Annotated in this window: 20 protein-coding genes, 1 tRNA gene and 4 pseudogenes; 11 read left to right on the top strand and 14 right to left on the bottom strand. The window is 61.6% G+C overall.

Annotation, left to right across the window (positions count from 1 at the left end):
- Window positions 1–28: 28 nt before the first annotated feature.
- The 5 genes from MTX36_RS01495 to MTX36_RS01475 all read right to left on the bottom strand — a co-directional run bounded on the left by MTX36_RS01495 (window position 29) and on the right by MTX36_RS01475 (window position 3,560).
- Window positions 29–241, bottom strand: a complete 213-nt coding sequence (locus MTX36_RS01495) for a hypothetical protein (RefSeq protein ID WP_243617987.1) — start codon at window positions 239–241, stop codon at window positions 29–31.
- Between the two features lie 83 nt (window positions 242–324).
- Complete coding sequence (locus MTX36_RS01490) at window positions 325–576, bottom strand: hypothetical protein (RefSeq protein WP_279394127.1); 252 nt, start codon at window positions 574–576, stop codon at window positions 325–327.
- A gap of 46 nt (window positions 577–622) precedes the next feature.
- Window positions 623–1,192, bottom strand: coding sequence for a dCTP deaminase (gene dcd / locus MTX36_RS01485; protein ID WP_094274513.1), 570 nt, complete (start codon window positions 1,190–1,192; stop codon window positions 623–625).
- Between the two features lie 66 nt (window positions 1,193–1,258).
- Complete coding sequence (locus tag MTX36_RS01480; protein ID WP_243617986.1) at window positions 1,259–2,785, bottom strand: NAD(P)/FAD-dependent oxidoreductase; 1,527 nt, start codon at window positions 2,783–2,785, stop codon at window positions 1,259–1,261.
- Between the two features lie 154 nt (window positions 2,786–2,939).
- A complete protein-coding gene (locus MTX36_RS01475; protein ID WP_243617985.1) occupies window positions 2,940–3,560 on the bottom strand; it encodes a TetR/AcrR family transcriptional regulator in 621 nt (206 codons plus the stop codon).
- An 85-nt stretch (window positions 3,561–3,645) separates the two neighbouring features.
- On the opposite strand from MTX36_RS01475, the gene MTX36_RS01470 reads away from it, so the two are divergent.
- The 3 genes from MTX36_RS01470 (at window position 3,646) to MTX36_RS01460 (ending at window position 5,806) form a co-directional block, all read left to right on the top strand.
- Window positions 3,646–4,605 carry an alpha/beta hydrolase gene (locus tag MTX36_RS01470; RefSeq protein WP_243617984.1) on the top strand — a complete coding sequence of 320 codons (960 nt, stop codon included), beginning with the start codon at window positions 3,646–3,648 and terminating at the stop codon, window positions 4,603–4,605.
- Between the two features lie 57 nt (window positions 4,606–4,662).
- Window positions 4,663–4,736: transfer RNA gene (locus MTX36_RS01465), tRNA-Gly, on the top strand.
- Between the two features lie 434 nt (window positions 4,737–5,170).
- Window positions 5,171–5,806: a TetR family transcriptional regulator gene (locus MTX36_RS01460; RefSeq protein ID WP_243617983.1), complete on the top strand. Its 636-nt coding sequence runs from the start codon at window positions 5,171–5,173 to the stop codon at window positions 5,804–5,806.
- Here MTX36_RS01460 and MTX36_RS01455 read toward each other — a convergent pair whose 3' ends face one another.
- On the bottom strand, window positions 5,807–7,138 hold the full coding sequence (locus MTX36_RS01455) for an MFS transporter (RefSeq protein WP_243617982.1): 1,332 nt from the start codon (window positions 7,136–7,138) through the stop codon (window positions 5,807–5,809).
- A gap of 421 nt (window positions 7,139–7,559) precedes the next feature.
- Between MTX36_RS01455 and MTX36_RS01450 the strand changes: the two genes are divergently transcribed.
- The 4 genes from MTX36_RS01450 to MTX36_RS01435 are packed head-to-tail and all read left to right on the top strand — an operon-like array spanning window position 7,560 to window position 12,336.
- Complete coding sequence (locus MTX36_RS01450; protein WP_243617981.1) at window positions 7,560–9,128, top strand: AMP-binding protein; 1,569 nt, start codon at window positions 7,560–7,562, stop codon at window positions 9,126–9,128.
- 46 nt (window positions 9,129–9,174) lie between these two features.
- Window positions 9,175–9,561 (top strand): OB-fold domain-containing protein, encoded by a 387-nt coding sequence (locus MTX36_RS01445; protein ID WP_243617980.1) that lies wholly within the window; start codon window positions 9,175–9,177, stop codon window positions 9,559–9,561.
- Window positions 9,554–10,684, top strand: coding sequence for a thiolase family protein (locus MTX36_RS01440; protein WP_243617979.1), 1,131 nt, complete (start codon window positions 9,554–9,556; stop codon window positions 10,682–10,684). The genes MTX36_RS01445 and MTX36_RS01440 overlap by 8 nt, the downstream gene beginning before the upstream one ends.
- Before the next feature lie 41 nt (window positions 10,685–10,725).
- A complete protein-coding gene (locus tag MTX36_RS01435) occupies window positions 10,726–12,336 on the top strand; it encodes an amidohydrolase (protein ID WP_243617978.1) in 1,611 nt (536 codons plus the stop codon).
- 10 nt (window positions 12,337–12,346) lie between these two features.
- Here the strand turns inward: MTX36_RS01435 and MTX36_RS01430 are convergent, their stop codons facing one another.
- From MTX36_RS01430 to MTX36_RS01415, 4 genes are all read right to left on the bottom strand, one after another.
- On the bottom strand, window positions 12,347–13,252 hold the full coding sequence (locus MTX36_RS01430) for a hypothetical protein (protein WP_243617977.1): 906 nt from the start codon (window positions 13,250–13,252) through the stop codon (window positions 12,347–12,349).
- Between the two features lie 544 nt (window positions 13,253–13,796).
- Entirely contained in the window at window positions 13,797–14,576 is a 780-nt protein-coding gene (locus MTX36_RS01425) for a class I SAM-dependent methyltransferase (RefSeq protein ID WP_243617976.1), read from the bottom strand.
- A gap of 352 nt (window positions 14,577–14,928) precedes the next feature.
- The gene (locus MTX36_RS01420; RefSeq protein WP_243617975.1) at window positions 14,929–16,320 is read right to left on the bottom strand and encodes an HNH endonuclease signature motif containing protein; all 1,392 of its coding nucleotides are present in this window, start codon (window positions 16,318–16,320) and stop codon (window positions 14,929–14,931) included.
- A gap of 148 nt (window positions 16,321–16,468) precedes the next feature.
- A complete protein-coding gene (locus MTX36_RS01415) occupies window positions 16,469–17,143 on the bottom strand; it encodes a TetR family transcriptional regulator (RefSeq protein ID WP_243617974.1) in 675 nt (224 codons plus the stop codon).
- 161 nt (window positions 17,144–17,304) lie between these two features.
- Between MTX36_RS01415 and MTX36_RS01410 the strand changes: the two genes are divergently transcribed.
- Window positions 17,305–18,774 carry an MFS transporter gene (locus MTX36_RS01410; protein ID WP_243617973.1) on the top strand — a complete coding sequence of 490 codons (1,470 nt, stop codon included), beginning with the start codon at window positions 17,305–17,307 and terminating at the stop codon, window positions 18,772–18,774.
- 455 nt (window positions 18,775–19,229) lie between these two features.
- Entirely contained in the window at window positions 19,230–20,291 is a 1,062-nt protein-coding gene (locus MTX36_RS01405) for an IS110 family transposase (protein WP_308198178.1), read from the top strand.
- Window positions 20,292–20,386: 95 nt separating this feature from the next.
- On the opposite strand, the gene MTX36_RS01400 is transcribed toward MTX36_RS01405, so the two are convergent.
- From MTX36_RS01400 to MTX36_RS01390, 3 genes and pseudogenes are all read right to left on the bottom strand, one after another.
- Window positions 20,387–20,995 (bottom strand): transposase, encoded by a 609-nt coding sequence (locus MTX36_RS01400; protein WP_243618231.1) that lies wholly within the window; start codon window positions 20,993–20,995, stop codon window positions 20,387–20,389.
- Window positions 20,992–21,318 (bottom strand): helix-turn-helix domain-containing protein, encoded by a 327-nt coding sequence (locus MTX36_RS30460; RefSeq protein WP_243618230.1) that lies wholly within the window; start codon window positions 21,316–21,318, stop codon window positions 20,992–20,994. Before MTX36_RS30460 ends, MTX36_RS01400 begins: the two co-directional genes overlap by 4 nt.
- 73 nt (window positions 21,319–21,391) lie before the next feature.
- Window positions 21,392–21,715: pseudogene (locus MTX36_RS01390) on the bottom strand (AI-2E family transporter); the annotation flags it as partial.
- 133 nt (window positions 21,716–21,848) lie between these two features.
- Here MTX36_RS01390 and MTX36_RS01385 point away from each other — a divergent pair.
- Window positions 21,849–22,552, top strand: a pseudogene (locus MTX36_RS01385) (enoyl-CoA hydratase/isomerase family protein).
- Between the two features lie 15 nt (window positions 22,553–22,567).
- Here MTX36_RS01385 and MTX36_RS01380 read toward each other — a convergent pair.
- Window positions 22,568–24,928, bottom strand: a pseudogene (locus tag MTX36_RS01380) (arylsulfatase).
- Window positions 24,929–25,105: 177 nt separating this feature from the next.
- On the opposite strand from MTX36_RS01380, the pseudogene MTX36_RS01375 reads away from it, so the two are divergent.
- Window positions 25,106–26,069 (top strand): annotated as a pseudogene (locus MTX36_RS01375) (HAD family hydrolase).
- Window positions 26,070–26,104 lie beyond the last annotated feature (35 nt).

Genomic DNA, 26,104 nt, shown 5'->3' with positions numbered 1-26,104 from the left:
CGTTCACCTCCAACGAGGTCCCGCAATGTCAGCCGATCAGCGGTGGATTACGACGATCATTTTGCGGACGTTCGGATGATGCATCCGATTCGAACGATGCGACAGTCCGATCCGCCCACGCTTGATTGCGGCTTTCGAATTCGGCACGGTCACGCTTCGCAATGGCTCGACCGAAAAGAATGGCGATCGGAATGGCACACACCACCCACACGAGCAGTACGCCGCCCACAATCCACCACATAACACGCCATTATGCCCGAATAGTGGAGAAGATCCCGCCAGCTATCCCCTGAGTCCACAACGTGACATCTGAGATGCCACTCATCAGTCGACCGAATTGTTGGATTCTCTGCGGCTACGGACCCGAATCCATCCTCTGACTGCAATGCCGAATGCCACAAAACCCAACAAATCAGACACTGTTAGTCCGTGCTGCAGGTTGAGCGACCACAACACCTGCCCCTCGAGTGGTCCGTTGAACAGCAGCCACGCCACTGCTGCAACTCCAGTGGCCACAGCACTGCCCGTCGAAGGCTTGAGCAGACACACAGCACTGGTGACAAACAGCAAGTTCATGAAGACCAGGCCGTAGAACAAGCTGATCGTCACCGCACGCCGTCCATCAGCCGCGGTTGAAGTTCAGGTATGCCTTCGACGGTGTAGGTCCACGCTGGCCCTGGTACTTGGAACCCGCCTCGGAACTTCCGTACGGGAACTCGGCGGCGCTCGACAGCCGCAGCAGGCACAGCTGACCGATCTTCATTCCCGGCCACAAGATGATCGGGAGATTCGCGACGTTCGACAGCTCCAGCGTGATGTGGCCGCTGAAGCCCGGATCGATGAAACCTGCGGTGGAGTGCGTCAGCAGGCCCAGACGCCCCAAGCTGGACTTACCTTCGAGGCGTCCCGCCAAATCGTCGGGCAGCGAGCACACCTCGAGCGTCGAACCGAGGACAAACTCTCCAGGGTGCAGAACGAACGGCTCGCCCTCCGCCCGCTCGACGAGGCTGGTCAGTTCGTCCTGACGCTGTGCCGGGTCGATGTGCGTGTATCGCGTGTTGTTGAAGACCCGAAACAGACCGTCTAGTCGCACGTCGACACTGGACGGCTGAACCATCGTGTCGTCGAAGGGGTCGATGCCCAGGCGTCCAACGGAAATTTCGGCACGGAGGTCACGATCGGAGAGCAGCACACGTAGAGGTTACCGGTTCAGGCCCTCCGAGCCGACCAATCGTCACAGCCGTAGGGGTCAGGGCCATCACACCGTGACGTGCCGCACCGCCCTGGTCTGGTAGGCCGAGAGGTCGAAGCGTGCGAGCTTACGACGCAAGTTGCTCATCGACCCCGGCCACGGCAGCGCCACCCGGCCGTTGTCTGCGAGGTAGTAACTCGCGCATCGTCCCAGCGCGAAGGTCGATGATTTCATCGTCTTGTCCACGGCCTCGACAAAAGCCTGCTGCTCTTCCTCCCGAACCTCAATGCTGGTCAGTCCGTGCGATCGTAAGGATTCGAGCGCCCCGAGAATGTAGTCGGTTTGCGCCTCCGCCATCACGAAACCCGACAGGGTTCCCGCGTTGGGTCCGAACATGATGTACGCGTTGGGGAATCCCGCCATAGTGGTTCCCATGTAGGCCGTCGGGTTGCCGTCCCACACGTCGGCGAGGCTCCGGCCGTCTTTGCCGTGAATGCGTTCGGCTACCGGATGATTTTGGAGAGTATGAAATCCGGTGCCCAGAACGATGGCATCGGCGACCGCTTCTCGGCCGTCCGCCGTAATGACGGAGTTCTCGGTTATCCGAGCTGCCGGGGACGTCCAGAGGTCGACGTTGTCGCTCGCCAACGCCGGATAGAAGTCGTTGGAGAATCCCAATCGCTTGCAGGCCGGCGCATAGTTGGGAGTGAGATCGGAAATCATCTGCGGGTCGGTAATCGACTTCCGGATGTGCGCCTTCGCCACAGTCGACATCGCACGCGCGAAACGCGGAAACTTCGTCGCGAGAACAAAGAAGATGTCCATCGGAATCCAGATTCCCAATCGCATGGCCTGCATCAAGGCCGGGAACCGGCGCAGCATTCGACGCTCGAATGCTGTTGTCTTCCAATTCGGTTTGGCCATCACCCACGACGGAGTTCGCTGCAGGACCGTCATCTGCTTCACCGCTGGTTGGATGGCCGGTACAAACTGAATTGCCGACGCGCCCGTGCCGATGACTACGACGTTCTTGCCCGTCGGATCGAAGTCTTTCGGCCAGTTCGACGAGTGGAAGACTTCACCTGCGAAATCCTCCAGGCCAGGCAACGACGGGATGATCGGCTCGTGGAGCGGACCTGCGGCAGTGATGAACGAACGAGCTTGGTAGACAACTTGATTCGTGGTAATTTGCCACCGCTGCAGGCTGTCGTGCCACGTCGCGTCGAGCACTTCGGTTCCAAGTTCGAATTTCTGTGCCAACTGGTACTTCTCGCACACACGATTCAGGTAGCTCTCGACTTCACCCTGGGGTGAGAATCCGGCGCTCCAATCAGGATTGAGCTCGAATGAAAATGAATAGACATGCGACGGAATGTCAACGGCGCAACCGGGATACGTGTTGTGATGCCAGGTCCCGCCGACACTGTGCGCTCGTTCGACGATCACGATGTCATCGATCCCTTTTCGCAGGCAACCGATTGCGGCCGAGATGCCGCAGAGTCCCCCGCCCAGAATCAGCACGTCAACGACGCGCTCGCCTTGCCCTTCGCCAGTGGGAGTCGCCTCCGCGATTCTCAGGTCCTGTGTAGGCATATGTTCACCTTCCCGATCGGCCGAAACTAGCCATTGAAGTGACGCACACCACACGTTAGTCAGTAACCATTTACTTGTCTAGAGTCAATGTGGGCACGTCAGAACCCTTGACAAGAGCTTCGAAAGAGATAAGTATGCAAACACTTACTTGAGATCAGGGGTTACGTTCGACCAAACCGTCGATCACGATCGCGGTGATCTGTTCCGCCAGGGTCACCCGATCACGCGAGCGCTGATTGAGCTGATCCGCGACAGCGAGAAACCATGCCGCTCCGAAGATCATCTGAACAACCAGCTCGGCATCAAATTTCTTGTGCGCCCAGGCTTTCAGATTAATTTCGACGACTTCTTGAATCTTGTCCAGCGACGGCATGATTCGAGTTCGAAAATAGTCGGTCGACGCTTCCGACTGACCGAACAGCATCACACCCAGCAGGGGCGCAACCTCCCCCATCACCTCGAGGAGTTCGGCAATGAATGCGGATGTACGACCGCGCATGACCTCGGCAGTCACGTCGAATTCTTCGGGCGGGGCACCAGAGGCTGCCACCAACCGCAGGACCGCAGTCTCGAGGGGCGCTGCCACCGCCGCCTCGAACAACTCTTCCTTGGATGCGAAGTGCCGGTACAGCAACGCCTCGTTGACGCCGGCTTCCACAGCGATATCGCGGGTTCGGGCCCCGGCGAGTCCGGTGCGAGAGAAGACAGTTCGAGCAGAACGAACGATTTGTTCCCGACGGTCGTCGGCGCTCAGACGCTTGCGCGGCGCGGTCACCGTTCACACTCCCATCGCACTGCCACTGTTCTAGTCCGGTTCTGCACCATCCGACCTTACCGCCCGTCTCCCAGAAAGAAATCCGATGAAACTACGAATGCCTCCCGCGATCCTCCGAATGGGACTTCGCACTGCCCGTCCGCTCTTCACCTCGTCTCGCCTACCGATTTCAACCAAACGCACACTCGTCGACCTGCTGTCGCAAGGTGCGCGGCCACCGCGGGGAACCCGAATCCAAGGCACCGATCACATCGGCGGCGTCGAAGTCGAGCGGGTCCTACCGCCCAATTCTTCAGACTCCCACACACTCCTGTACCTGCACGGCGGTGGCTACGCCCTGGGAACTGCCCGCGGCTACACCGGATTTGCGGCCAACCTAGGAGCTGCAGCGGGCATGAATGTCGTCCTGGTCGAGTACAGACGTGCCCCCGAACATCCGTTTCCGCACGCCCTCGATGACGCACTGGCCGTGTACCGGGCACTCGTCTCCAGCGCGGAAGATGCTTCGAAGGTGGTCATCGCCGGGGATTCCGCCGGCGGCGGCCTAACCCTGGCACTCGCGATGGCCTTGCGTGACAACGGAGATCACCTACCCGCGGCCCTCGGATTAATCTGCCCGTGGGCCGACCTGGCTGCCGACGTCGAACACCGTCGGGAAGCCGGAACCGATCCCCTGATCATCCCTTCACTCATCTCCGATTGGGCGCCCGCCTACGTCGGGAGTGCCGACGCGGCCGATCCTTTGATCTCCCCCGTATACGGCGACCTGCGCGGCCTACCGCCCGTCGTACTTCATTCAGCTGGGCAAGATCCGATCTCAGTAGATGCCCATCTGCTCGAAAAATTGTTCCGCGACAACAACTCCGGCGCCATTGTCGAGCACTTTCACAACCCGCGCCGGTGGCACGTCTATCACCTGCAAGTCGGATTTCTCCGTGACGCGGATGATGCCGTCATCCATTTGGGTCAACGACTGGCTGCGTATGCAAAACACCCGCGGCAACAACGCCAGTCAGGCTTGACACACAATGGGCAGGTCGTCTGATAATGTTCGCAACGCAGGGTGTCAAGTGGGATGTGAACGTCCCCGATCCCTGGTTATGCCGGTGTGGTGAAGTGGTATCACGTGACCTTCCCAAGGTCGAGTTGCGGGTTCGATTCCCGTCACCGGCTCCATCGACTGTTCCCCCATCAAGGCCTGTTGAGTTCACCTTTTTGGATGCGCAGGCAGTTTCAGCGGCCCATTTCTCCTCATTCGGTCCGATTGAAATAGCTTCTACGGCGCTCCCACTGCCGGGTCGGGTTGTTCGGGGCGGCGGCAGCGACGAATTCGTTGCTCACGCCGGACGGACCAATCGCGGAGGATGAGAATGTTCCCACGCGGTTGCGCGCACTCTCTACGACAACATGCCCTGACGACGTCACCACCACCCTCGTCGGCTGACCGCAACACCCGAAACGCCCCGCCTACCCTAAGTTAAGGCCTGCCAACGCTCGAGACTTGTACGATCGCCAGACAATGCCGTCGCGGTAGCACCCACAACGCTCGTTGCCGTATTACCTTCGGCAGTAACCCGACCGCTCAAGCTGACCAGAGGAGTCCGAGGGCCATGGCCCGACCGTCAAAGCCGTTGATCAGCCGCGCCGCCGCCGTTGCCGCGGCAATTGAGATCATCGACGACGAGGGCCTAGAGGCATTCAGCCTGCCGCGGCTCGCGCGGGCGCTCGGCGTCAAGGCCCCGTCGCTCTACCACCACTTCGCCGACAAGTCGGAGATCCTGTGCGAGGTCGCGAAAGCCATCGTCTATGAGACCCGCATCCCCCGCGACCGGCCCTCGGACCAATGGCAGGACTGGCTCATCGCCTACAACTTGAACTTTCGAGACGTGATTCTGCGCCACCGGAACGCGGCCCCGGTGCTGTTGCAGTTCCTACCCCGCGACATGGTTACCGATGTCTGGGAGCAGGCTGCCGTCTATCTGGAAGAGTCCGGGGTCCCGATCCAGCTGCATGTCCCAATCCTCGACGGCACGGAAAAGCTGACGATGGGTATCACGCTCACCGAGGCGATGCGGCCGGAGTCCAAGCGCGCAGTGGTCTTCGCCAACGTCAAGGCCACCGCGCACCCGGTCCTCAGCGCGGCAGAGGCAGCGCATACGGCCACACCACGGCAGCGCCACGAGAAGTTGCTGCGCAGTTTTCTCTACGGCGTGACGCACGAGGACCGGGACGAGATAGCTCACTGACTAGACGTCCGCGAGCTCCTTGGTCGCGGCGCCGGTCGTCCGACTGTTGCGGATCTGTGCGTAGGCGATCCCGAGCGCTGCGAGCAGAGCCGGGAGGACAAACGTGAAGAATATCGAACTGGTCGGCCAGCCGAGGTCCACCATCGCGCCCACGATCATCGGGGTCGCAATGCTGCCAACTCGGCCGAGACCTGCGGCGATGCCCATGGCCGAGACTCGGGCCTCCGGACGGAACAGGATGGGCACCATGACGTACAGGCCGGTGAAGGTCGCCATCAGGCAGACACCGAGCAGTGCGGTGGAGACCAGAACCGGGTTGAGTTGGGTCGAGATGATCGACATGAAGCCGAACAGCACCGCACCTCCGAGGGCGAAACCACAGGTCACCCACATTGCGGAGAATCGAATTGCGAGCGCAGCGAAAATCAGCGTTCCGATCACGCCTCCGAGGGAGAACAGCAGCCCGCCGCTGATCCCCTCGTTCTGGGACATGCCCGCGAGCGTCAGGAGCTTGGGCGTCCACGAGTTCCCGAAGAAGTAGACAGAGTTGACCAGGAAGAACACCACGCACGTGATGACGAGCGCCCAGGACTTCAGCGCCGCGTTGCCGGAACCGGCGGCGACCTTGGGAACGACGCCCGCGGTCTCGACGACAGTGGCGGGCTTCAAGTTCATCTTCCGGACCAACTCGTCGAGCTTCTTACGCGCGGCGGCAGTTCCCCGGGACTCGAGGTAATCCGGCGATTCGGGGATGGCCAAGTAGGCAACGAGCGCGATGACACCGGTCATAACCGCACCGAGCCAGAACGCGGACCGCCAGCTGAAGTGGTTCATCAACACGGCCGCGACGGCCCCACCCAGTAGCCCGCCGAGCGGGATGCCGATGGCGAACAGCGCAATTAGTGTCGGACGCTTGCGTGCCGGCGCGTACTCGCCCACGATCACCGGCAAGCTGGGGATGATGCCGCCCATGCCGAGCCCTGTGAGCAGGCGGAGCAGCGCGAGCTGGGTGACGTCCCCGGCTATCGCCGAAAGTGCCATGCCGAGGGTAATGATGAGCAGCGAGGCCACCAACAGCGGCCGGCGACCATAGCGGTCGCCCACCGGGCCTAGCGCGATGGAACCCACCGCCATACCCACCAGGCCGGCGCTGAACAGCAGCCCGGATTCGGTGCCGGTGATACCCCAGTCATCGGTGATCGGCAGCACCGCGAGCGAGATGGAAATGATGTCGTAACCCTCAGCCATCGCGGCAAGTCCGCAGAGGAGGATCACCCGGATCTGGAGTTTGCTGATCGACGAGGAGTCGATCAGTTCGCGTGCTGTGAGCATCGAATTCCTTACGTGAGACTGGGATCGTGAGACTGGGATCGGGGGCCAGGCCTAGTGCGCGAACGCGTCCGGGCTGCCTCATTTGGAACGTGATGAGGGCTGCGGCGGCACGGCCTGTTCAGGCTGCACACCGGCGCGACACAGCAGCAGAAATACGGCCGCCTGTGCCTTGAATCACATCGAAAACCTAACCCATGTCGGTTAATTGGTCAATCGATAAATTGACTGGAACTGCTACTTCAGGGTCGCTTGTGATGTCTCGCACATGATGATTTAATCTAACGTCGTACGGTTTAACGTGAATAGTGACGGTCGGCGATACCCGACGAACTACAGCGCCGCCGGGCGTCAATTGCCTCCCCGGACCGTAAGAACCACGTCCTGGATTTGCCACAGTGGACACGATGGAAAGGACGACCCCTTGGCTTTGTCTGATTTCTTCGATCAGGGTTGGAACATCAATCCGAAGGCCGTCGCCTACCGCCACGGCGATACCACCTGGACCTTCGACGAAGCGGGCGAACTGTCCTGCCGAGTCTCCAATGCACTGCTCCGCGACGGCATCGCGCTCGAGACGAAGATCGCGGTGCTCTCGCCGAACGACCCGGCCGCGTGGCTGTGCGTCATCGGCGCCTGGCGCGCCGGTGGGGCCTGGGTGCCCTTGAACCCCAACAGCCCGGTCAGTGACAGCATCGGCTTCGTCCAGCGCTTCGACTGTGAAGTGCTGTTCTACCACCCGTCCAAGACCGCCGCCGTCGACGAGATCCACGCGGCAGTGGGCGACGCCGTCAGGTATGTCTGTCTGGACGGGGACAGCGCCGGACACCGCCCGTACGCCACCCCGCTGCAGGAATGGCTGGGCGCCGTACCAGCCACCCGCCCCCGCGTGGACATCCCGCAGGACTCCCTTGCGATCATCTCGCCCACCGGCGGCACCACGGGCCTGCCCAAGGGCGTCATGAACACCCACCGGAGCTTCGGCATGTGCATCACCCAGCTGATGATGGCCATGCCGTACCGGGCCGACGAGCCCGTGGTGAACCTGGCCGCGGCCCCCATGACCCACTCTGCGGGCATCCTCACCCTGCCGGCCAGTGCCCGCGGCGGCAGCGTCGTCGTGCTGGCCCGCCCCGACCCGGCCTCCCTGCTCGACGCCATCGACCGGCACCACGTCACCGACGTGTTCCTGCCGCCCACGGTGATCTACCGCCTCATCGAGACCCCCGATCTCGGCGACTACGACTTGAGTTCGCTGCGGTACTTCCTCTACGGCTCGGCGCCCATGTCCGTGGAGAAGTTGCGCCAGGCCATCGGCCTGTTCGGCCCCGTCATGATCGAGTGCTTCGGCCAGACCGAGGCCCCCGGCTCCATCGCGTTCCTGCGCCCCGAGGAGCACTTCGTCGACGGCGAGATCGCCGACGACAAGCGCCTGCTCAGCTGCGGACGCCCGTTCCCGCTGGTCAAAATCGAGATCCGCGACGACGAGGACAACCCGGTGCCCGCAGGCACGCACGGCGAGATCTGTGTGCGCGGCGACCTCGTGATGAGGGGCTACTACAACAACCCCGAGGCCACGGCCGAGGCGGTGCGCGAGGGATGGCTGTACACCGGCGACATCGGTTTCCTCGACGACCGCGGATTCCTGACTCTGACCGACCGCAAGAAGGACATGATCATCTCGGGGGGCTTCAACGTCTTCCCTGCCGAGGTCGAACAGATCATCTGGTCCCACCCCGCCGTCCAGGACTGCGCCGTCATCGGCGTGCCCGACGCGACATGGGGCGAGGCGGTCACCGCCGTCGTCGAGCTCAAGCCCGACGCGGACATCGACATCACCGAGTTGCTCGAGCTCTGCCGGGAAAAGCTCGGCTCGGTGCGCACCCCGAAGCGGGTCGACATCATCGAGCGCCTGCCCCGCAGCGTCAACGGCAAGGTACTGAAGAAGGACCTCCGCGAGCTGTACTGGACCAACGAAGACCGGCGTGTCTAGCCCCGAATCGACTGTCCTTCAACCGAACTAGTAAGAATTGGACACCGTGAGCCACCCCTCCTTTGACAACGCCGCACTGCGCGTGGACGACGACGGCGTCACGCTCCGCGGCGCCCGCTGCTCCCGCTGTGACACCGTGAGCTTCCCCTCCCGCGGGCGTTGCGCGAGCTGCTACGCCCCTGCCAACCTCATCGACCTCGCCGGAACCGGGACCGTCGTATCCCACTCCACCGCGATGTTCGCCATCGCCGGCGCGCAGCCACCCGTCACCATTGCGCAAGTCAGCCTTGAGAACAGCGGCGTCGAGCTGCTCGGAGTCAGCGACGGTCCGGTGCACATCGGCGACCGGGTCGCCGTGATCCCCCGCGTCGTGGGCGCCGACGACAACCTGTTCACCACCTACGGCTTCGGCAAGGAGTCCTCCGATGCGTGAAACCTACATCGCGGGGGTCGGGATGACTCCCATCGTCTCGCGCACCACGACCCCCGCCCCTGTTCAGGGCGGGCAGGCGCTGACGATCGCGCTCACCGATTCGGGTCTCGACTGGGGCGAGGTCGGCGTGCTCGTCGTCGGCGCCATCGGCACCGACATGTCGGCCGCACCCTCGGTACTCCATGAGATGGGCTGGACCGGAATCCCGACTTATGCCGTCGAAAATGCCTCTGCCACAGGAACTGCCGCGTTCGAGCAGGCGCGCTTTGCTGTCGCCTCCGGCATGGTCGAGACCGCGGCGGTGGTCGGCATCGGCAGCCTCGGCGCCCTCCTGATGAGTCGCGCAGCAGAGGAGGAACGGCCCCCGGACCTGATCTCCGTGTCCGGAATGTCCGTTCCCGCAGTGCCGTTCGCGCTGATGAAGCAGGCCCGCATGCACCGGTACGGCGAGTCCGCCGACGCCAGCCTGCTCGTGGTGGAGAAGAACCTCTACAACGCCAGCCGCAACCCGATGGCCCAGCGCAACAAGGCCCTCACCATGGACGAACTCAAGGCCGCCCCCATGCTGGTGGACCCGCTGCGGCGCGTCGAGTCCTGCCCGATCGGCGACGGCGCCGCCGCCGCGATCATCACCAGTCGCAAGCCGTCGAACGGCGCCCGCGCAGTTCGGATCGCCGCCGCGGTCGCGGAGAGCGACAAGTGGCACAAGGCCGGCGCATTCATGCCGGACCTCACGGTCACCCGGAGGACCTCGTCGAAGGCCTTCGCGCAGTCCGGCATCACGCCGGAGCAGCTCGACATTGTGGAGGTGCACGAGGCGTTCAGCGTCGAGGAGCTGCAGTACATCGAGGACCTGGGGCTAGCCCCCGAGGGCAAGGCGTCCGTCGCGATGGCCGATGGGGACTTCCACATCGGCGGCCGCGTCGCTGTAAGCCCCAGCGGCGGGCTCATCGGCCGCGGACACCCTGGCGGCGCGACCGGTATGTCGCAGTTTGTCGAGATCGTCCAGCAGCTGCGCGGGCAGTCCGGCGTCCGCCAGCAGCTGGGCGCCCGCATCGGCTTCGCACACATGATCGGGGCCGGCGGTGTGAACTACGCGCACATCATGGTGGGCGAGGACTAGCCAGTCCACCGTCCTCAACCCCGACAAACGGAGAATTACCGATGACTGTCCCTGACCGCGTGTTCGTCAACGGATCAATCCAGACTATGTCCGAAGAAAGGACAACCACTCTGCCGACCGCGATGGCTTGCGCGGCAGGGAAATTCACGGCAGTCGGCTCCGACACGGAAGTCCTGGCGCTGGCCGGACCGGCCACCGAGGTCGTGGACCTCGGTGGAGCCGCCGTCGTACCAGGGTTCATCGAGACTCACCTGCACCCACTGATGTGGGGCCTGATGCTGGCCGGCGTCGACGCGACGACGAATGCCTGCCCGACTACCGAATCGGTCGTCGAGGCCCTGGCGGCGCGAGCCGCACAGACTCCCGAGGGCACACTCGTCGAGGCTTGGGGGTTCGACGACTCGCTGGTCGCGGAGGACCGAGGACTGACCGTCAACGACCTCGACCGAGCCTCCACCCTGCATCCGATCATGGTGCGGCACACTTCCAACCACGGGATCTACCTCAACTCGGTGGCACTGGCAGAGGCCGGGATCAATGAGGACACGCCGGAACCGGATGGCGGCATCATCGTCCGCTTCCCGGATGGCACGCCCACCGGCGAACTCCGCGAGATCCCGGCGATGGCGATGTTCAGCGGTCTGATGCCCGCGGCTGACCTCGACGCCGCTCGCCGCGCGATGCTCCGTGCACAGGACGAGATGGCCCGGGTCGGCGTGACGAGCTTCCACGACCTACTGGTCCCCGCGAACCTGTACGCCGCCTACCGACAAATGGACCAGGACGGCGATCTGCGACTGCGCGCCCGCCTGTACCTCCGCAGCGATGCACCCGATCAGCTTGGTGAAATACCTTGCGCCACTGATTATCTCGAGGTCGGTGGAGTGAAAATCGTCTCCGACGGGTCAATCCAACTACACACCGCGGCGCTGACGGAGCCGTACCACGACCTCGGCGGCTGCCACTGCGGCGAGATGGCTATCCCGACCGGCAATCTCGCACAACTCGTCGCCGAGAATCACGCCGCCGGTCGTTCGGTCGCGATCCACACCAACGGCGACAGAGCCATCGACCTCTCTCTCGACGCCATCGATAAGGCCCAAGCCGCATACCCGGAACAGGATGTCGCGCACCGCCTCGAGCACGTGCAGACCCTGCGCGACGACCAGATCCGGCGTATGACCGAACTCGGCGTGTTCGCCTCGATCTTCGTCAATCACGTTTACTACTGGGGCGATCGGCACCGCGACCGCTACCTCGGTCCCGGCCGTGGCGAGCGCATCAGCCCTGTCGCGTCGGTCGCTGCTGCCGGCCTGCCGTACGCGCTGCACTGCGATTGCCCCGTGACTCCCGTCGACCCCCTGTTCACAATGAACACAGCGGTACACCGCATCACCCGCGACGGCCATGTACTGGGGCCGCAAGAACGCGCCAGCACCCGCCAGGCGCTGGCCGGCTACACCAGCGAGGCCGCCCGCGTCACCCGCGAGGACAACGTCAAAGGGCGGATCGAGCCGGGACTGTGGGCAGACTTCGTTGTGCTCGACGCGGACCCCCTCGCCGACGAGACCCACTCCGAGGGGCCTGCTGACCTGTCCACACTGGGCGTCCGGCGGACAGTTGTGGGCGGCGAGACGGTCTACCAAGCCTGACGGTATCGAATCATTCGAAGTACGACGCATAGTCGCTGAAAGGAACCTGGCCGGTAGGACTCGACTTTATGGCGTCAGCAACCGCCGACGGGATGGGAGCCCAGTGCGCCGGCATCGCGGCGGCCAGGGAGGGCTTCACAATGTAGAGCAACGCGAAGTTCACTATCCAGAGCGGCGGGGCCATCGACATGCCCACCTCCGAACTCACATCGCCCTTGGTGTTCGTCACCAGTTGAGCGTTTCCCGAAATCTGTTGCGATGCAATACCAAAGGGCAGCTGCACCGTGTAGGCCGACCGATAGAGCGCTATCAGCGTTTCTGTCGCGTCGTTGTTCCGCAGCCAGGTGCCGACATACCCGCCGGGAGCAATCAGAGCGTTCACCTGCCGGGTAGGCGCATCCGCGTTGGCCGGACTTTGCAACATCCCCTGGGTATTCACGTAGAGCCCATAGCTGGCCAGAACCGACGGCGTAAGGTGACCGTCAGCGTTGGAAAAGAATGGACGGCCGTTCGTATTGGTGAGAATGAGGATGCTTTCCTCGATCATCTTGGCAGCGTCGCGGTCGCCGCCGACTCCACCTCCGGTGATGAGATCTCGATACTGCTGATCCGATAGTGCGTCAGCCGGATTGAGCCCGATCTGACTGGCGATCTGATCCGCCGCTTGCTGACCGAGTGTCGCGTTGAGCTGATCCGGACTGGTCATCTGCGTCGGCCCCAGACGCTCGTAGCCGGGCGCCCCCACAAAGGGCATCACGAACCCGGTGTCGCCCGTCATTGCTACTGATCCTGCGCTGGCCGCCTGGGGAACCGCCAGGGCAAGAAGGCACGCTCCCACCAAGGTCAGTACCGAGACGGCCCTGCGGTGGGGTACTCCGCGTCGATCTACCGAACCCGCAAACCCTATGTCGCGCATACGTCAACCTCCCAGAACACAGTGGGGCGATTCAACACAAGCAAGAACATCAGTCAAACGCCGCGACTGATACCGTGTCAAGACCTGGCGTTGACCCGCACACTATCCGTGGGCGGGACAAGGCAATCGATTCCGGAACTGCCACAGCGGAAATGAACGATGCTCGAACCAGAATAGATACCCATTTACGAACTCTCTTACATTGTTCCCCAACAGAATTTGTTGAAATATCACCGTAAACGATTCGTGCAGTGCATCTTTCGATTACCCATCGAGCACGACCTGTCCGGAGCACGTTTCCAGTCGGAGAGGACCGTGCAACGGAAATTCGTAGCGCGAGCTCCAAGACCAGTCGCACCGCTGCACTTTTCGCGCAACGTGACAGCGCCCGCGATACTGCGTACGTAGTAGATGACTGTCGCCAATGCCCACTGGACTCCTATAACTCAGGCCGAACCAACTCCAAGGCCACAGTATTCATGTCCACAGGATTCCATCTGGAGATCTGGCAGTAGTCATGGCCGTCACGGACAGTTCACGGCACTCAAGGATGCTCGGCCGTGACTAGCCAGGCCGGGGCGAGGAGTCGGTTGTTCGAGTCGAAGCCAAGACCGTCAACAATTGCAGCCAAGGGCGAATTCGGCTGACCCGCAAGATCATCCCGCGTGAATGCGGTGGTATATGTGACCCTTTCCAGCCGTCGAACTATCCATCCCGCGTCGCCTAGCGTGCGACGGAGGTTTTCCTCGCTGATGCGGTATGGACCCGGAAACTGTTCGGGAACTTGGTCCGAAAAACACACCAGGTAGAGACTGGCCTGAGGTCGGCAGGCCTGCAGCACCGACTCGGCATAACGCTGACGCTGGTCCTCCGGGAAGCAGTGGTAGAGGGCGCTGTCGATGACGGTGGAGAACCTGCCGGCGTAACCAGACAGGTCGGTGGCATCGGCGACGCCGAAGTCGACGGCTTTTCCCAGCCCACGCCGGCGGGCACGTTCGCGGGCGATGTCGATTGCGGTGGGCGAAGCGTCGAGTCCGCACACCTCGTACCCGCGGCGAGCAAGGAGCAGTGCGTTTTCGCCTAGCCCACAACCGATGTCGAGCACCTCGCTGCTGAATTGACCGTCAGCCTCCAGGTCGCGGACCACCGGCTGGGCTTCGCCGATATCCCAGGGCACTCGGTCGAACTCGAATCCGGCGGGCTCGGCGGCGTCAGGAAGTTCGACGTTGCGCCTGAAAGCGTCGAAATCGCCGCGATAGAGGGCATCGAAGTCAGCGGGGCGCGGCTGGCCTGGCGGTTGAGGTTGTGTGTCGTCCGTGGTCACGAGTCACTCCTTCAGGATGACGCGGATTTCGAATCTTGCGTAAGGCTCGGCGTGCGGGCTCGTACGGTGAGCATGTTGCACTGCTGCCGGCTGTAGATCACCGCGAACCATCTCCTTCGTTGCCTGGCCGATGCGCCAGTGTCCCGAGAGGCTCCGATCAAGACTGATGGATCGACTGGACATGACTATGCCGTCGGCGTTGTAGACCAAGTCGAATGGGTAGCCAGTAGCAATTGCCCCTAAACCCGGCCGGAACGATCCTGATGCTCGGCGGCAATCCCACGTCAAGCTTCGCGGCGGAGTATCCCCGACGCGAAGCTTGACACTGTGTGAAGTTGTGGTGCAACAATTCTCACGTGCGTAGCACCGGACCCGGACGCAGGTTTGATCGCCGCGGCCGCTGCACCGGATCAATCCCCGCCGCCGGAATAAACCACGGCCTACGATCCGACCCCATCTTGATCTCCCACTGCCCCGCAAAACCGGCCTTACGGTGAATCAGAGTGTGATGCGCTCGGCACAGCAAGGTGAGGTTGTCCATCACCGTCAACCCGCCCTGCGACCACGGCCGAATATGGTGCGCATCGCACCACGCCGGCACCGCATCACACGACGGGAACGCACACCCCTTGTCGCGGACGATCAACGCCGTCCGCTGCGCCGCCGACACCAACCGTTTCAGAGGACTCACATCGAGCGGGGCACCGTTCTCATCCAGCAGCACCGTCGAGAGCATGCAATCACACGCGAGCATCCGGGTGCGGGTGATGCTCAGCGGACCCATCCACGGCATGTGCCCGACATCAAGATCGTCGAGGTCCTCCAGATCGTCGAAGCTCCACACCGGCGCATCCTCGCTGGCAATGTCTTCGAAGTCACTGGCTCCGACATTTGAACCGGCAGCAGTCGCTCGAGTCGAGGCGCAGTCCCGATGCTCCGCAAGATCTTTCGCAGCCACATGCACATTCACATGCGGACGCTGACCACCGTCCACCCCGGTCGCCGCATTGTCGAGATACCGACGAATCAACTCCGTCAACGCATCCGCCGTCCGCTTGGCCGCCGACCGCACATCCGGTGTCCCGTCCGCGGCGGGGGTCGGCATCGACAACCCCGACAACGCCGAGAGAAGCATTTCGCCGGTCAACGCATCGAAGTCACCTTTGATCACTACCCGACCGTTCAACGTCGGCGCGATGCGCAACTCATTGCGGTCGTCGTCCTCCCCGGGCGGGATGTCCTCGGATTCGAAGATCCGCTCGAGCACGGCGATGGCGTAGCGCAGTTTCGTGGTGGTGGCCTCCACCCCGGAAGTTGCCGCGAGCAAGGTTTTGATGCAATGCGGTAGGGCGCGGTCCGGCATCCCTTTCGGGGGAGACTCGCAGAACGCGGCGATCAGCGCGGCATGGTCGACGGTGAGGTCACCGGCATCGAACTGCGCCGCAATGGCGGGGAATGCTCGCAGGGCCACCCCGAGGGCGGCGATCTTGTTTCCGGCCGCATTCTGCAGCATCGTGTTCGCGGCCAGCCAGCGACCGACGCCGCGATAACACAGCACTTGTTCGTCCGGATGAAGGGCCAATTCGTCGACCGCGGCAACCCGGATCGCTTCCAGCCGTAGGATTTCCGCCGATGCGGCGACTGCGACTTCCCGCACGTCGCACGGCCGCAGTTTCCACAGCATGCCGCGCACATTAATTGCAGAACCAGCTACAACATCGGCAACTACGGTATCGACGCTCATCGGATCCCCCCATCCTTGCCCCCAATTATACTCGAACATCCATTCGAGTCAAGGGAAAGTTTCAGATAGGAAAATCTCCACAGCGCATCGAATGCCTTTGCAGCAACCAACTTTCAGACTTCTACGACAGAAAAGCAGACTCTCCCCGTTATCGCGTAACCGGTGCACACCAGAGACCTACGAGCGCATCGACAAGATCCGTTGAAAAATCATTCCACCCGGAGACCTCGAACCCCTCCCCGTCGGCAAGCATCCTTTCCCGTTCCGCACACATGTGCACCATCACCTGCCGTGCCATCTCGGCGCGGGCATGCCGGACATCAGCCGGCATGTCAGGCAGGCATGCAGCAAGCGAGACAAGCGTCTCCTGCAGCGACGGCGACGTCAGCGCCTCGTTGTACACGACGGAACGAAGAGTCGGATCGGTCAGAACCTGGGCACTGAAACGCGCGTACCAGGTAGGAGTCCCCAAATCTCGGTAGTAGTCGGTGGACGCCCGAACCAGGCATGTGATCCAGTCACGAGCGTCGGCTGATCCTTTGATCTCTGCCAACAGTGCCATGCGATTCCGCTCGATCTGCGTGGCGTGTTTGGCCACGATCGCCCGCACCAAATCGGTTTTTGTACCGAAGTGATACCCGACCGCAGCATTGTTACCCTGCCCGGCAGCCTCGCTCACCTGCCGATTCGATACCGCGAAGACGCCATGCTCTGCGAACAACCGCTCGGCAGCATCGAGTATCCGTTCACGGGTCGCAACGGACCGAGCGGCATTCGCCGGAGCGTTCCGAATGCTCGCTACGTCTTCAGATTTTGTCGTCACTTCTACCGTCACAGTCGCTAGCCCAGCGCAGTCCTGCGCCCGAGATCTTGGTCACCATCAACATCGCACCCTTGCATCAAGTCAGTCAACTGCTTTAACTTTAGTTCAAGCAATTGACTTAATTCACGAAATCTCCCCTTTTCTCCGATGGAGCCTCCTCAATGTCGATACCTACTGCTGCACCCGTAGGGACCAAGCCACCGTCCACCACCGCTGTAGTTGCAGTTCTGGCGTTCGCCGGCATCGTCGTCTCCCTGATGCAAACACTTGTCATCCCGATCATTCCGCATCTGCCCGAATACTTGAACGCACCCGCGTCGGACACCGTGTGGGCCGTGACGGCCACATTGTTGGCCGCGTCCGTAGCTGTCCCGACAATGGGCCGGTTGGGCGACATGTTCGGCAAACGCCGACTACTTCTGATCAGCCTGGCTCTTCTCGTAGCCGGCTCGGTTATCGGAGCGCTGAGTTCGAGCCTGGTACCGCTTATCTTCGGACGCGTATTGCAGGGACTGGCCGCCGGTGTCATCCCACTGGGCATCAGCATCATGCGCGACGTGCTTCCCCCGAAGAAGCTTGCGGGCGCGGTCGCAGCGATGGGTGCATCAATGGGAGTCGGTGGCGCACTTGGTCTCCCACTTGCAGCTCTTATTGCCGAATACGCCAACTGGCATGTTCTGTTCTGGACATCGGCTGCCCTCGGCATCCTCGTGACAGCGTTGGTCGTCGTGAATGTTCCCGAATCCACGGTTCGGACCGGCGGCAAGTTCGACTTCGTCGGCGCCGTATCACTCTCTGCCGCTCTGATCGCCCTCCTCCTGGCGATATCCAAGGGCAACTCCTGGGGTTGGACAAGCACCCAGACTCTCACCATGCTCGGTTTCTCGCTGGTCGCGTTTGTCATCTGGGGATGGTGGGAACTGCGAACCCCTCAGCCGCTGATCAACCTGCGGGTGTCCGTACGTCCACAGGTGCTGTTCACTAACCTCGCATCCATCGTCTTCGGGTTTGCGATGTTCGCCCTGAGTATGGTTTTCCCGCAGGTTGTTCAACTGCCCGAAGCCACCGGCTTCGGACTCGGCGGATCCATGCTTACCGCGGGCCTGGTTATGGCTCCGTCCGGCATCGTCATGATGTTGATCGCGCCCGTCTCCTCCCGCATCACCAACTTGTACGGTGCCAAAATCACCCTCATGATCGGTGCCGTTGTAGTCGCGGTCGGTTACGCAATCGGCATCTTCGCTATGCATTCGATCTGGCAGCTGATCATGATCGCGATCATCACCGGTGCCGGTACCGGAATGGCCTACGGCGCAATGCCTGCCCTCATCATGGGCGCCGTCCCACTGTCGGAAACCGGCGCAGCCAACAGTTTCAACACACTGATGCGCTCACTGGGAACGTCCTTCGCCAGCGCCATTGCCGGTGTTGTCATCGCCCAGATGACGATGTCGCTCGGCGGCGCAACGCTGCCTTCCGAAAACGCTTTCCGGGTGATCATGGCCCTGGCCGCCGGATCCGCGATTATCGCGCTCATCCTGACCTCGTTCATTCCCAAGTTCCAAAAACCGAACTCCACCACGGAAAATCACGGCAACTCGGCCGTGAGGGAACCTGCCAACGCGAACTGAATTCCAACCGCGCACAGCCCCTCCCGGCATTTCCGGACATTGGGAGGGACTGTGCGCCATGTTGATTGAGCATCAAGTCGCATCGAGTCTGGGGAACAGAATCGCCCTCGCCAGCAGGAGGAGTCCCGCTGCGATCGGAATCGCCGGAAAAGCTCCGACAATCCCCTTGACTTCCTCTCGGCCGTGAACCGACCGAGATTCCGACTTATATGGAATGTACCGGCACGATCCAAGAGGTTGCAGCCATATCGTGTCGTAGTAGACGAGAGGGAATGACTCGCGAGATTCCTGTCACCCGCAGTTTGGGTTGACTCCAGCGGGGTGTGTCACCCCCTCCGGTCTGCGTTCGCGGCGTGACTCGAGAGAGGCGTGACCACAAGCTGCTGTGAGAGGTACTTGAAGTCGGAATGTCCGCCGCGGATCCCAATCCATCGAGCGAAAAGGAACCGAACTCCATGATCGTCATCGGTATCGATCCGCACAAGTCCACCCACACCGCGACAGCACTCGACTCCACCACCAACACCGACCTGGGATCGATACGGATCGATGCCTCCATCACGGATTACAAACGACTGATCGCCTGGGCCAAAGCCTGGCCGGACCGCCGCTGGGCTATCGAGAACGCAGACGGACTCGGACACCACCTCGCATTGTGGCTACTCGCACTCGGTGAGCTCGTCTTCGACATCCCGACCACCGCCACCGCTCGTGTTCGTGAACTATCCCGAGGTGGCCGACGCAAGAACGATCGCATCGATGCGGCCGCAGCAGCGAGCGTCGCAGCCCTGCAAGGTGATGCACGACAAATTCACCCCGAGTCCATCAACGATGCACTGGAAATCCTCGACGAACGACGAGTCAACCTGTCTCACAGTCGAACCCGAACCGTCAACCAACTACACGCACTGCTGCGAGAGTTGATGGCCGGAGGTGCACCGTCCTCGCTGACACCGAAGAAAGCTGCCGCCGCCCTCCGTGGATTCCGGGCCAAAACCGAACCCGACAAAGTCCGACTCCAACTCGCGAAGGAACTTATCGCAGACGTCGAACGATTCGACGAACAACTCACCGTCAACAGCAAGAAGACCACCGCACTCCTCGATCAGCACGACACACGACTACGTGAGATCGACGGCGTCGGGCCCGTTCTCGCGGCTCGACTTCTCGGCCGCAGCGGACACGCCGGCCGGTTTCCGACCGCCGCCGCCTACGCTAACTACACCGGCACCGCACCCGTCCAGATCGCCAGCGCCGACTCTTCTCGGCACCGACTGTCACGATACGGAGATCGGCAACTCAACTCGGCGATCTACACGATCGCCATGATCCAGATACGCATGCCCGACAGCGCCGGCCGAACGTTCTACGACAAGAAAATCGCCGAAGGAAAACCACCTCGCACCGCAGCACGTGCACTCAAACGACACCTCGCCGGATACCTCTGGCGAATCATGCTCGCCGATGAAAAGCGGAGTGCACGAGCACCTTCGAAAACGCTCGCCAAGGCTTCTTGACCAATAGAGAGGCACCCCACAGGGCTCACACCCCATGTTGCCCCTCAAACTCACATCCCAGGGTTCCTACTTCACAGACAGTCGCCTCCCCTCGCTTACACGAGAAGAGGACTCACACCATCTCCACAGGCCGACACCGCCAGCCCGACGGCCAAAATATTGATCGCAGCATTGATATCCCGATCGTGATGCGCTCCGCACCGGCACGTCCACACCCGCACATCCAACGGCAACGACTCCACCACAACACCACACACCGAGCAGGTTTTCGACGACGGATAAAACCGGTCGATCGTCACCACCCGCCGCCCGTACCAACCCGCTTTGTACTCGAGCATCGACCGGAACTCCGACCACGCCGCATCCGAAATCGCCCGCGACAAACTGCGATTCTTCAGCATGTTCCGCACACTCAACGTCTCGACGGCGATCACTTGGTTTTCGCGCACCAGCCGAGTGGAGAGTTGGTGCAAATGGTCGCGTCGCCGATCAGCAACACGCCCATAGATTTTCGCTACCTTCAACCGGGCCTTCGCCCGGTTAGCCGATCCCTTCTGTTTTTTCGCCAGCGCCGGTTGCGCTTTCGCCAACCGCACCCGATCCTTCGCCTCATGACGCGGGTTGTCGATCTTCTCCCCCGTCGAGAGCGTGAACAGGCTCGTGATCCCGGCATCGACGCCGACAACGTGGTCCGTCGGCGTCAGTGCAGCGATCTCGGTCTCGACGAGAATCGAAATATGGTACTGCCCAAATTACGGGACATCGTCACCTGAGAAGGCACCACATCGTCGGGCAATCCCCGGTAGGTGAAGCAGTTCGCAAAATACGTTGCCGAATCCTTCGAAACACCCCTTTTTTGAACGTCGGATACCGGTTCTGCCCCCGCCAGAACTTGTCGAACGCACCCTGCAACTGCCGTAACGATTCCTGCAGTGGGCCTTTCGACGGCTCCGCCAAGCTGCTCAGCTTGCCCGCACGTCGGATAGAAACGGTACTTGTATGCCCGCTTCACCACCCCCGTAGCCATACCCGAGACACTAACGGCAGGTACCGACAGGTTCGGCTGTCCCGGCCCTGAACGACCGAGTTTGCGCCGAAAGATCATTGATCAAACGAAGTGCAACGAAGAATCCGACCGTCGCCAATGCCGTTGGTACCGAGACTGTCAGCGAAACCAACGCAACGATCACTCCGGCAAGAGTGGAACCGACGACAGGGATGAGATCGAGCAGGGCAACGAGAAGAGCGAGGACCAGCAGGTAGGGCACATCGAAAAGCAGCAGCCATCCGAATGTGCACCCCGCTGTGATAGCGGAGATCAACAGGTTGCCGAGTACGTAACTTCCGCCGCCGGCCAGTATCTGATCTCCGATCACGATTGCTCGGGGTCGACGCGAATGCGGTACCAGGCGATACAGATTCGTCCAAAATAGGCACAAAATCCAGCGAGACAGTGAATACCCCTACCAGGGTGCTTCAACCGTCGGCAGCTTTCACTGCACGCAAATAGTCCTCAACTCGAGACAACTTCGCGCCATGTCAGTATTGTCGCCCGATATGCCGTATTTGGAGCGCGACGAAAATGTCTTCATCCTGAACTTCGGAAACACCGGAGAACGCGATACACCGAATCCGTTTCATCCGGACTGGCTCGATACCGTCAACGCTCTACTCGACGAGGTCGAGGCCCACACCGGCCCATGTGCCTTGGTCACGACTGCCACCGGAAAGTTCTATTCCACCGGACTGGACACCGCCTGGATCCTCCAGAACACCGACCAGGCGAATCAGTACATCGATCATGTGGAGACGCTGTTCGAACGGTTGTTGATCTTCCCGATGTCGACAACCGCCGCCGTCGTCGGACATGCATTCGGCGGCGGCGCAATCCTGGCAGCAGCACACGATCACATCGTGATTCGTGAAGATCGCGGATACTTCTGTCTACCCGGTATCACCATCGGGGCAAGTTACACGCCCGGCAGCATTGCGTTGCTCGCGTCGCGGCTACCTACGCGCACACTGCACTTGCCACCGGTCGACGATACGGCGGAATCGATGCGCTGACAGCAGGACTCGTCGATGAAATTGCCTCCGAAGCTGAAGTTCTGGCCAAGGCAGTCGAACGCGCTCGCACACTGACCACCACCCGGGGCCACACTCTCGGAGAAATCAAGAAACAGTTGTATGCCGCTCCCCTTGCACTGCTACGCAGGCCGGCGGCAGGCATCGCCGATCAGAAGATCCTGCAAGAGAGTTGAATGCACCGTCACCAGCTATTCGCGCGACAGCATGGCGACGGCCTCACGTTCCAGATCAACATACGGTTCACCGCTGACATCGACGGCCACCCGGTTGAGCGTCCCACCTGTGAATGCCCATGGAGACGTCCCCGAGTAGTCGTCGGTGACGGGCTCACCGCTGTCTCGGCCCGCGTTGAGTCCTTCCCCGCCTCCGATACTGAATTTGCCTGGCTGAGTTCGGATCCGGCCCTCACCGACCTTCCTGTCTCCGTAGTAGAGGCTCAGCAGACCGTGGGCAGTTCCTGGCGGGTCCTCACCCTCCTTGTCGAAAGAAGCTGCCAGTAAAAGGTTTTCACCGATCGGAAGATCCTCGTTGGCGTCGATTTTCTCCTGTTCGCTACCGAGGAAGTTGTACACATAGTGCAGGCGGTTGTCCTTGACATACAGGGAGTGCCCACCGAACCTCCCACCGTGCGAGAACAGAACTCCTTCCGCGCCCGGTTCCGGTAGATCTACGACGGCACCGATCGAGAAGGAGCGGTTGCGAAGGTTGACCGCGACGGCCTCTGGCACTTCAGCTCCACCGGGTCGGTAGACGTAGCGGTTGCGGGGAGGCGCTAGTTGGGGCCGTGGCGTGGTGAGAAGTTCGACGCCGGAGCGATCATCCAGCGGCAGAGCCTGATTGGCACCTGCTTCGTGAAACCACAACCCGACGAGTTCGGCGAGCCGACCGGGTTCGTCTGCTGCTCTGTCGTGGAGTTCAGCCCGGTCCACCTCGGTATGGTAAAGCTCCCAGGTATCTTCCGAGAAGTGACCCTATCCGCTCAGCGTCGGGTGTGTCGTGACGGCCTTCCAACCGTCGTGCCAGATTCCGCGACCTCCGAGCATCGAGTAGAACTGAGTGTGCTTGGCCGTCGGAATGTTTCCGGCGTCGAAGCTGTAGCGCATACTCACGCCCTGGATCGGATGCTGGGTATATCCCTTCACTGTGTCGGGGAGTTCCAGACCGACACAGTCGAGCAATGTCGGGACTACATCGATGGCGTGGTGGTACTGGTCCCGAATTTCACCACGAGCCGCGATTCCCTCGGGCCACGAAATGACGCACGGGTCGCAGGTGCCGCCGTTGAACGAGTACCGCTTCCACATCTTGAACGGGGCGTTGAAAGCCATAGCCCACCCGTTCGGGTAATGGTTGTAGGTCTCGGTGCTGCCCAACTGGTCCAACTTTGCCAGGTTCTCGGCCAGATCGTCCGGCACTCCGTTAGCGATCTTGTTCTCGTTGACCGAGCCGTTGGGCCCACCCTCGCCGCTGGCACCGTTGTCGGAGACCACCACGATGATGGTGTTGTCGAGTTGTTCGATCTCCTCGAGGTAGGCGAGGAGTCGTCCGATCTGATCGTCGCAGTGTGAGAGAAAGCCCGCGTACACCTCGGCCATCCGAGCGAATAATCGCTGCTCGTCCGCCGAGAGAGTGTCCCAGGGACGCGTGAAATCCAACGGCGGAAACTGCTCGCCGCCGGGTCCTGTTCTCGTCTCCGGGGTTCCGATCGGGTTGAGCGACGGCAGCACGGTGTTCGGTGGGACCAGGCCCATCGCCTTCTGCCTAGCTAAAATTTCGTCCCTCATCGCTTCGTAGCCTGCGTCGAATCTGCCGGCGTACCGATCAGCCCATTCGCGCGGCGCGTGATGCGGGGCGTGCGCACACCCTGGTGCGTAGTACAGGAATACCGGCCGCTCCGGAGCGATCGCCTTCACATCCCCGATGTACTCGAGGGCCCTGTCGGTGATGTCGACGCTGAAGTGATACCCCTCTTCCGGCGTCGACGGTTGTTCGACGGGGTGGTTGTCGTGAACCAAATCTGGATACCACTGGTTTGTCTCGGCGCCGAGGAATCCGTAGAGGCGCTCGAAACCTCGACCGACCGGCCAATTCCGTTTAGTGGAGGCAAGATTCATCTCGTCCTCAGCGCACAGGTGCCATTTTCCGACCATCGCGGTACTGAACCCCTGCCCGACCAGAACCTCGGCGAGTGTGGCGCATTCCGGAGGGATGTGACCGTTTCCGCCGGGAAAGCCGACTGCACACTCGCTGATACAGGCCATGCCGTTTGTGGTGTGGTTGCGGCCGGTCAGCAAGCACGATCGCGTCGGGGAACACAGCGCAGTGGTGTGCCATTGGCCGTACCGCAATCCGTTCGCCGCGATTCGGTCGATGTTGGGAGTCTCGATCGGCCCGCCGTAACAGCCGAGTGCGCCGAAGCCAATGTCGTCGAGCACGATGTAGAGAATATTCGGTGTCCCGGGCGCCGCTTTCGGTTGCTCGTAAGGCCCCCAGTCGGGGACCGAGTCACGAATATCGAGATTGACGACGCCGTTGAATGTTTTGGCCATGACCTGGCTCCTTGTGTGTGGTCTCACTTCCAGCCTCTGCGGCCGCATAGTCGGTGGCATCCCCCGAAACGGGTGACCGAAACCCAGCTCGCCCGAAACGGGCGATGTCATATCCGCCGCCGGATCAGATGATGAGATGGCTGGGCGTCACGACCCGTTCAGTAGGAAGCCGACATCATGAGCAATCCTCTCGGTGGTGACGCGAACTCGGATGCGCACGATCCCCTCCTGACCTGGCAAGCCGGCGAGAGTAAGCGAGCCATTGTGGACTTCGTCGAGCGGGTGACCACCCGAGGCGATCCTGACGAAGTCCCAGCGGAAGACCGCATCGCGGTTTTCGACAACGACGGCACCTTGTGGTGTGAGAAGCCGATGCCGATCCAACTCGACTTCATCCTGCGCCGTCTGGTGGAGATGGCCGAACACGACCCGCAGCTCCGTACCCGCCAACCCTGGCGGGCCGCGTACACCCGGGACTATGTGTGGTTGAACGACGTGATCACCGCGCACTACCGCGGCGACGACACAGCCTTGAAGGTCCTTGCTGCCGGTGTGTTGACGGGGTTCGCCGAAGTCACCGTCGAGGAATTCGAGGCCCAGGCCGACACATTTCTACGTGCCGCCCGTCATCCCACCCTTGACCGCAGCTACTTGACGTGCAGCTACACCCCAATGGTCGAGTTGCTGAAATACCTGAGAGACAACGGTTTCCGAAACTACATCGTCTCCGGCGGCGGACGCGACTTCATGCGGCCTATCAGCGAAGAGGTGTACGGGTATCCCGCGACAGCGAGTCATTGGCAGCGGCGTGTCACTGGACTGGCGGGACGACGGCACCAGCGGCAGTATCTGGCGCAAGCCAGCGGTAGATGTAGTCGACGACGGTCCGGAAAAGCCGATTCGGATCTGGAACAGAACCGGCCGACGGCCTCTCATGGCAGCCGCCAACAGCAACGGCGACATTCCCATGCTGAAGTTTTCCGAGCAACCGAATCGCCCCGCTCTGCGTCTTCTAGTACTCCATGACGATCCCGACCGTGAGTTCGACTATGTGACGGGCGCCGAAGAAGCACTCCAACTAGCCCTCGACAACAACTGGACGGTGGTCAGTGTCAAAGACGACTGGACCACAGTGTTCTAGCTGCGTCCAGATTCACGCTGAGTTGAGTCGACCGG

The organism is Rhodococcus sp. ARC_M6, assembly GCF_022810305.1.
Taxonomy (GTDB): Bacteria; Actinomycetota; Actinomycetes; order Mycobacteriales; family Mycobacteriaceae; genus Rhodococcus_F.
The sequence above is the reverse complement of the archived record's forward strand: the minus strand, read 5'-3'. Positions and strand labels throughout refer to the sequence as shown.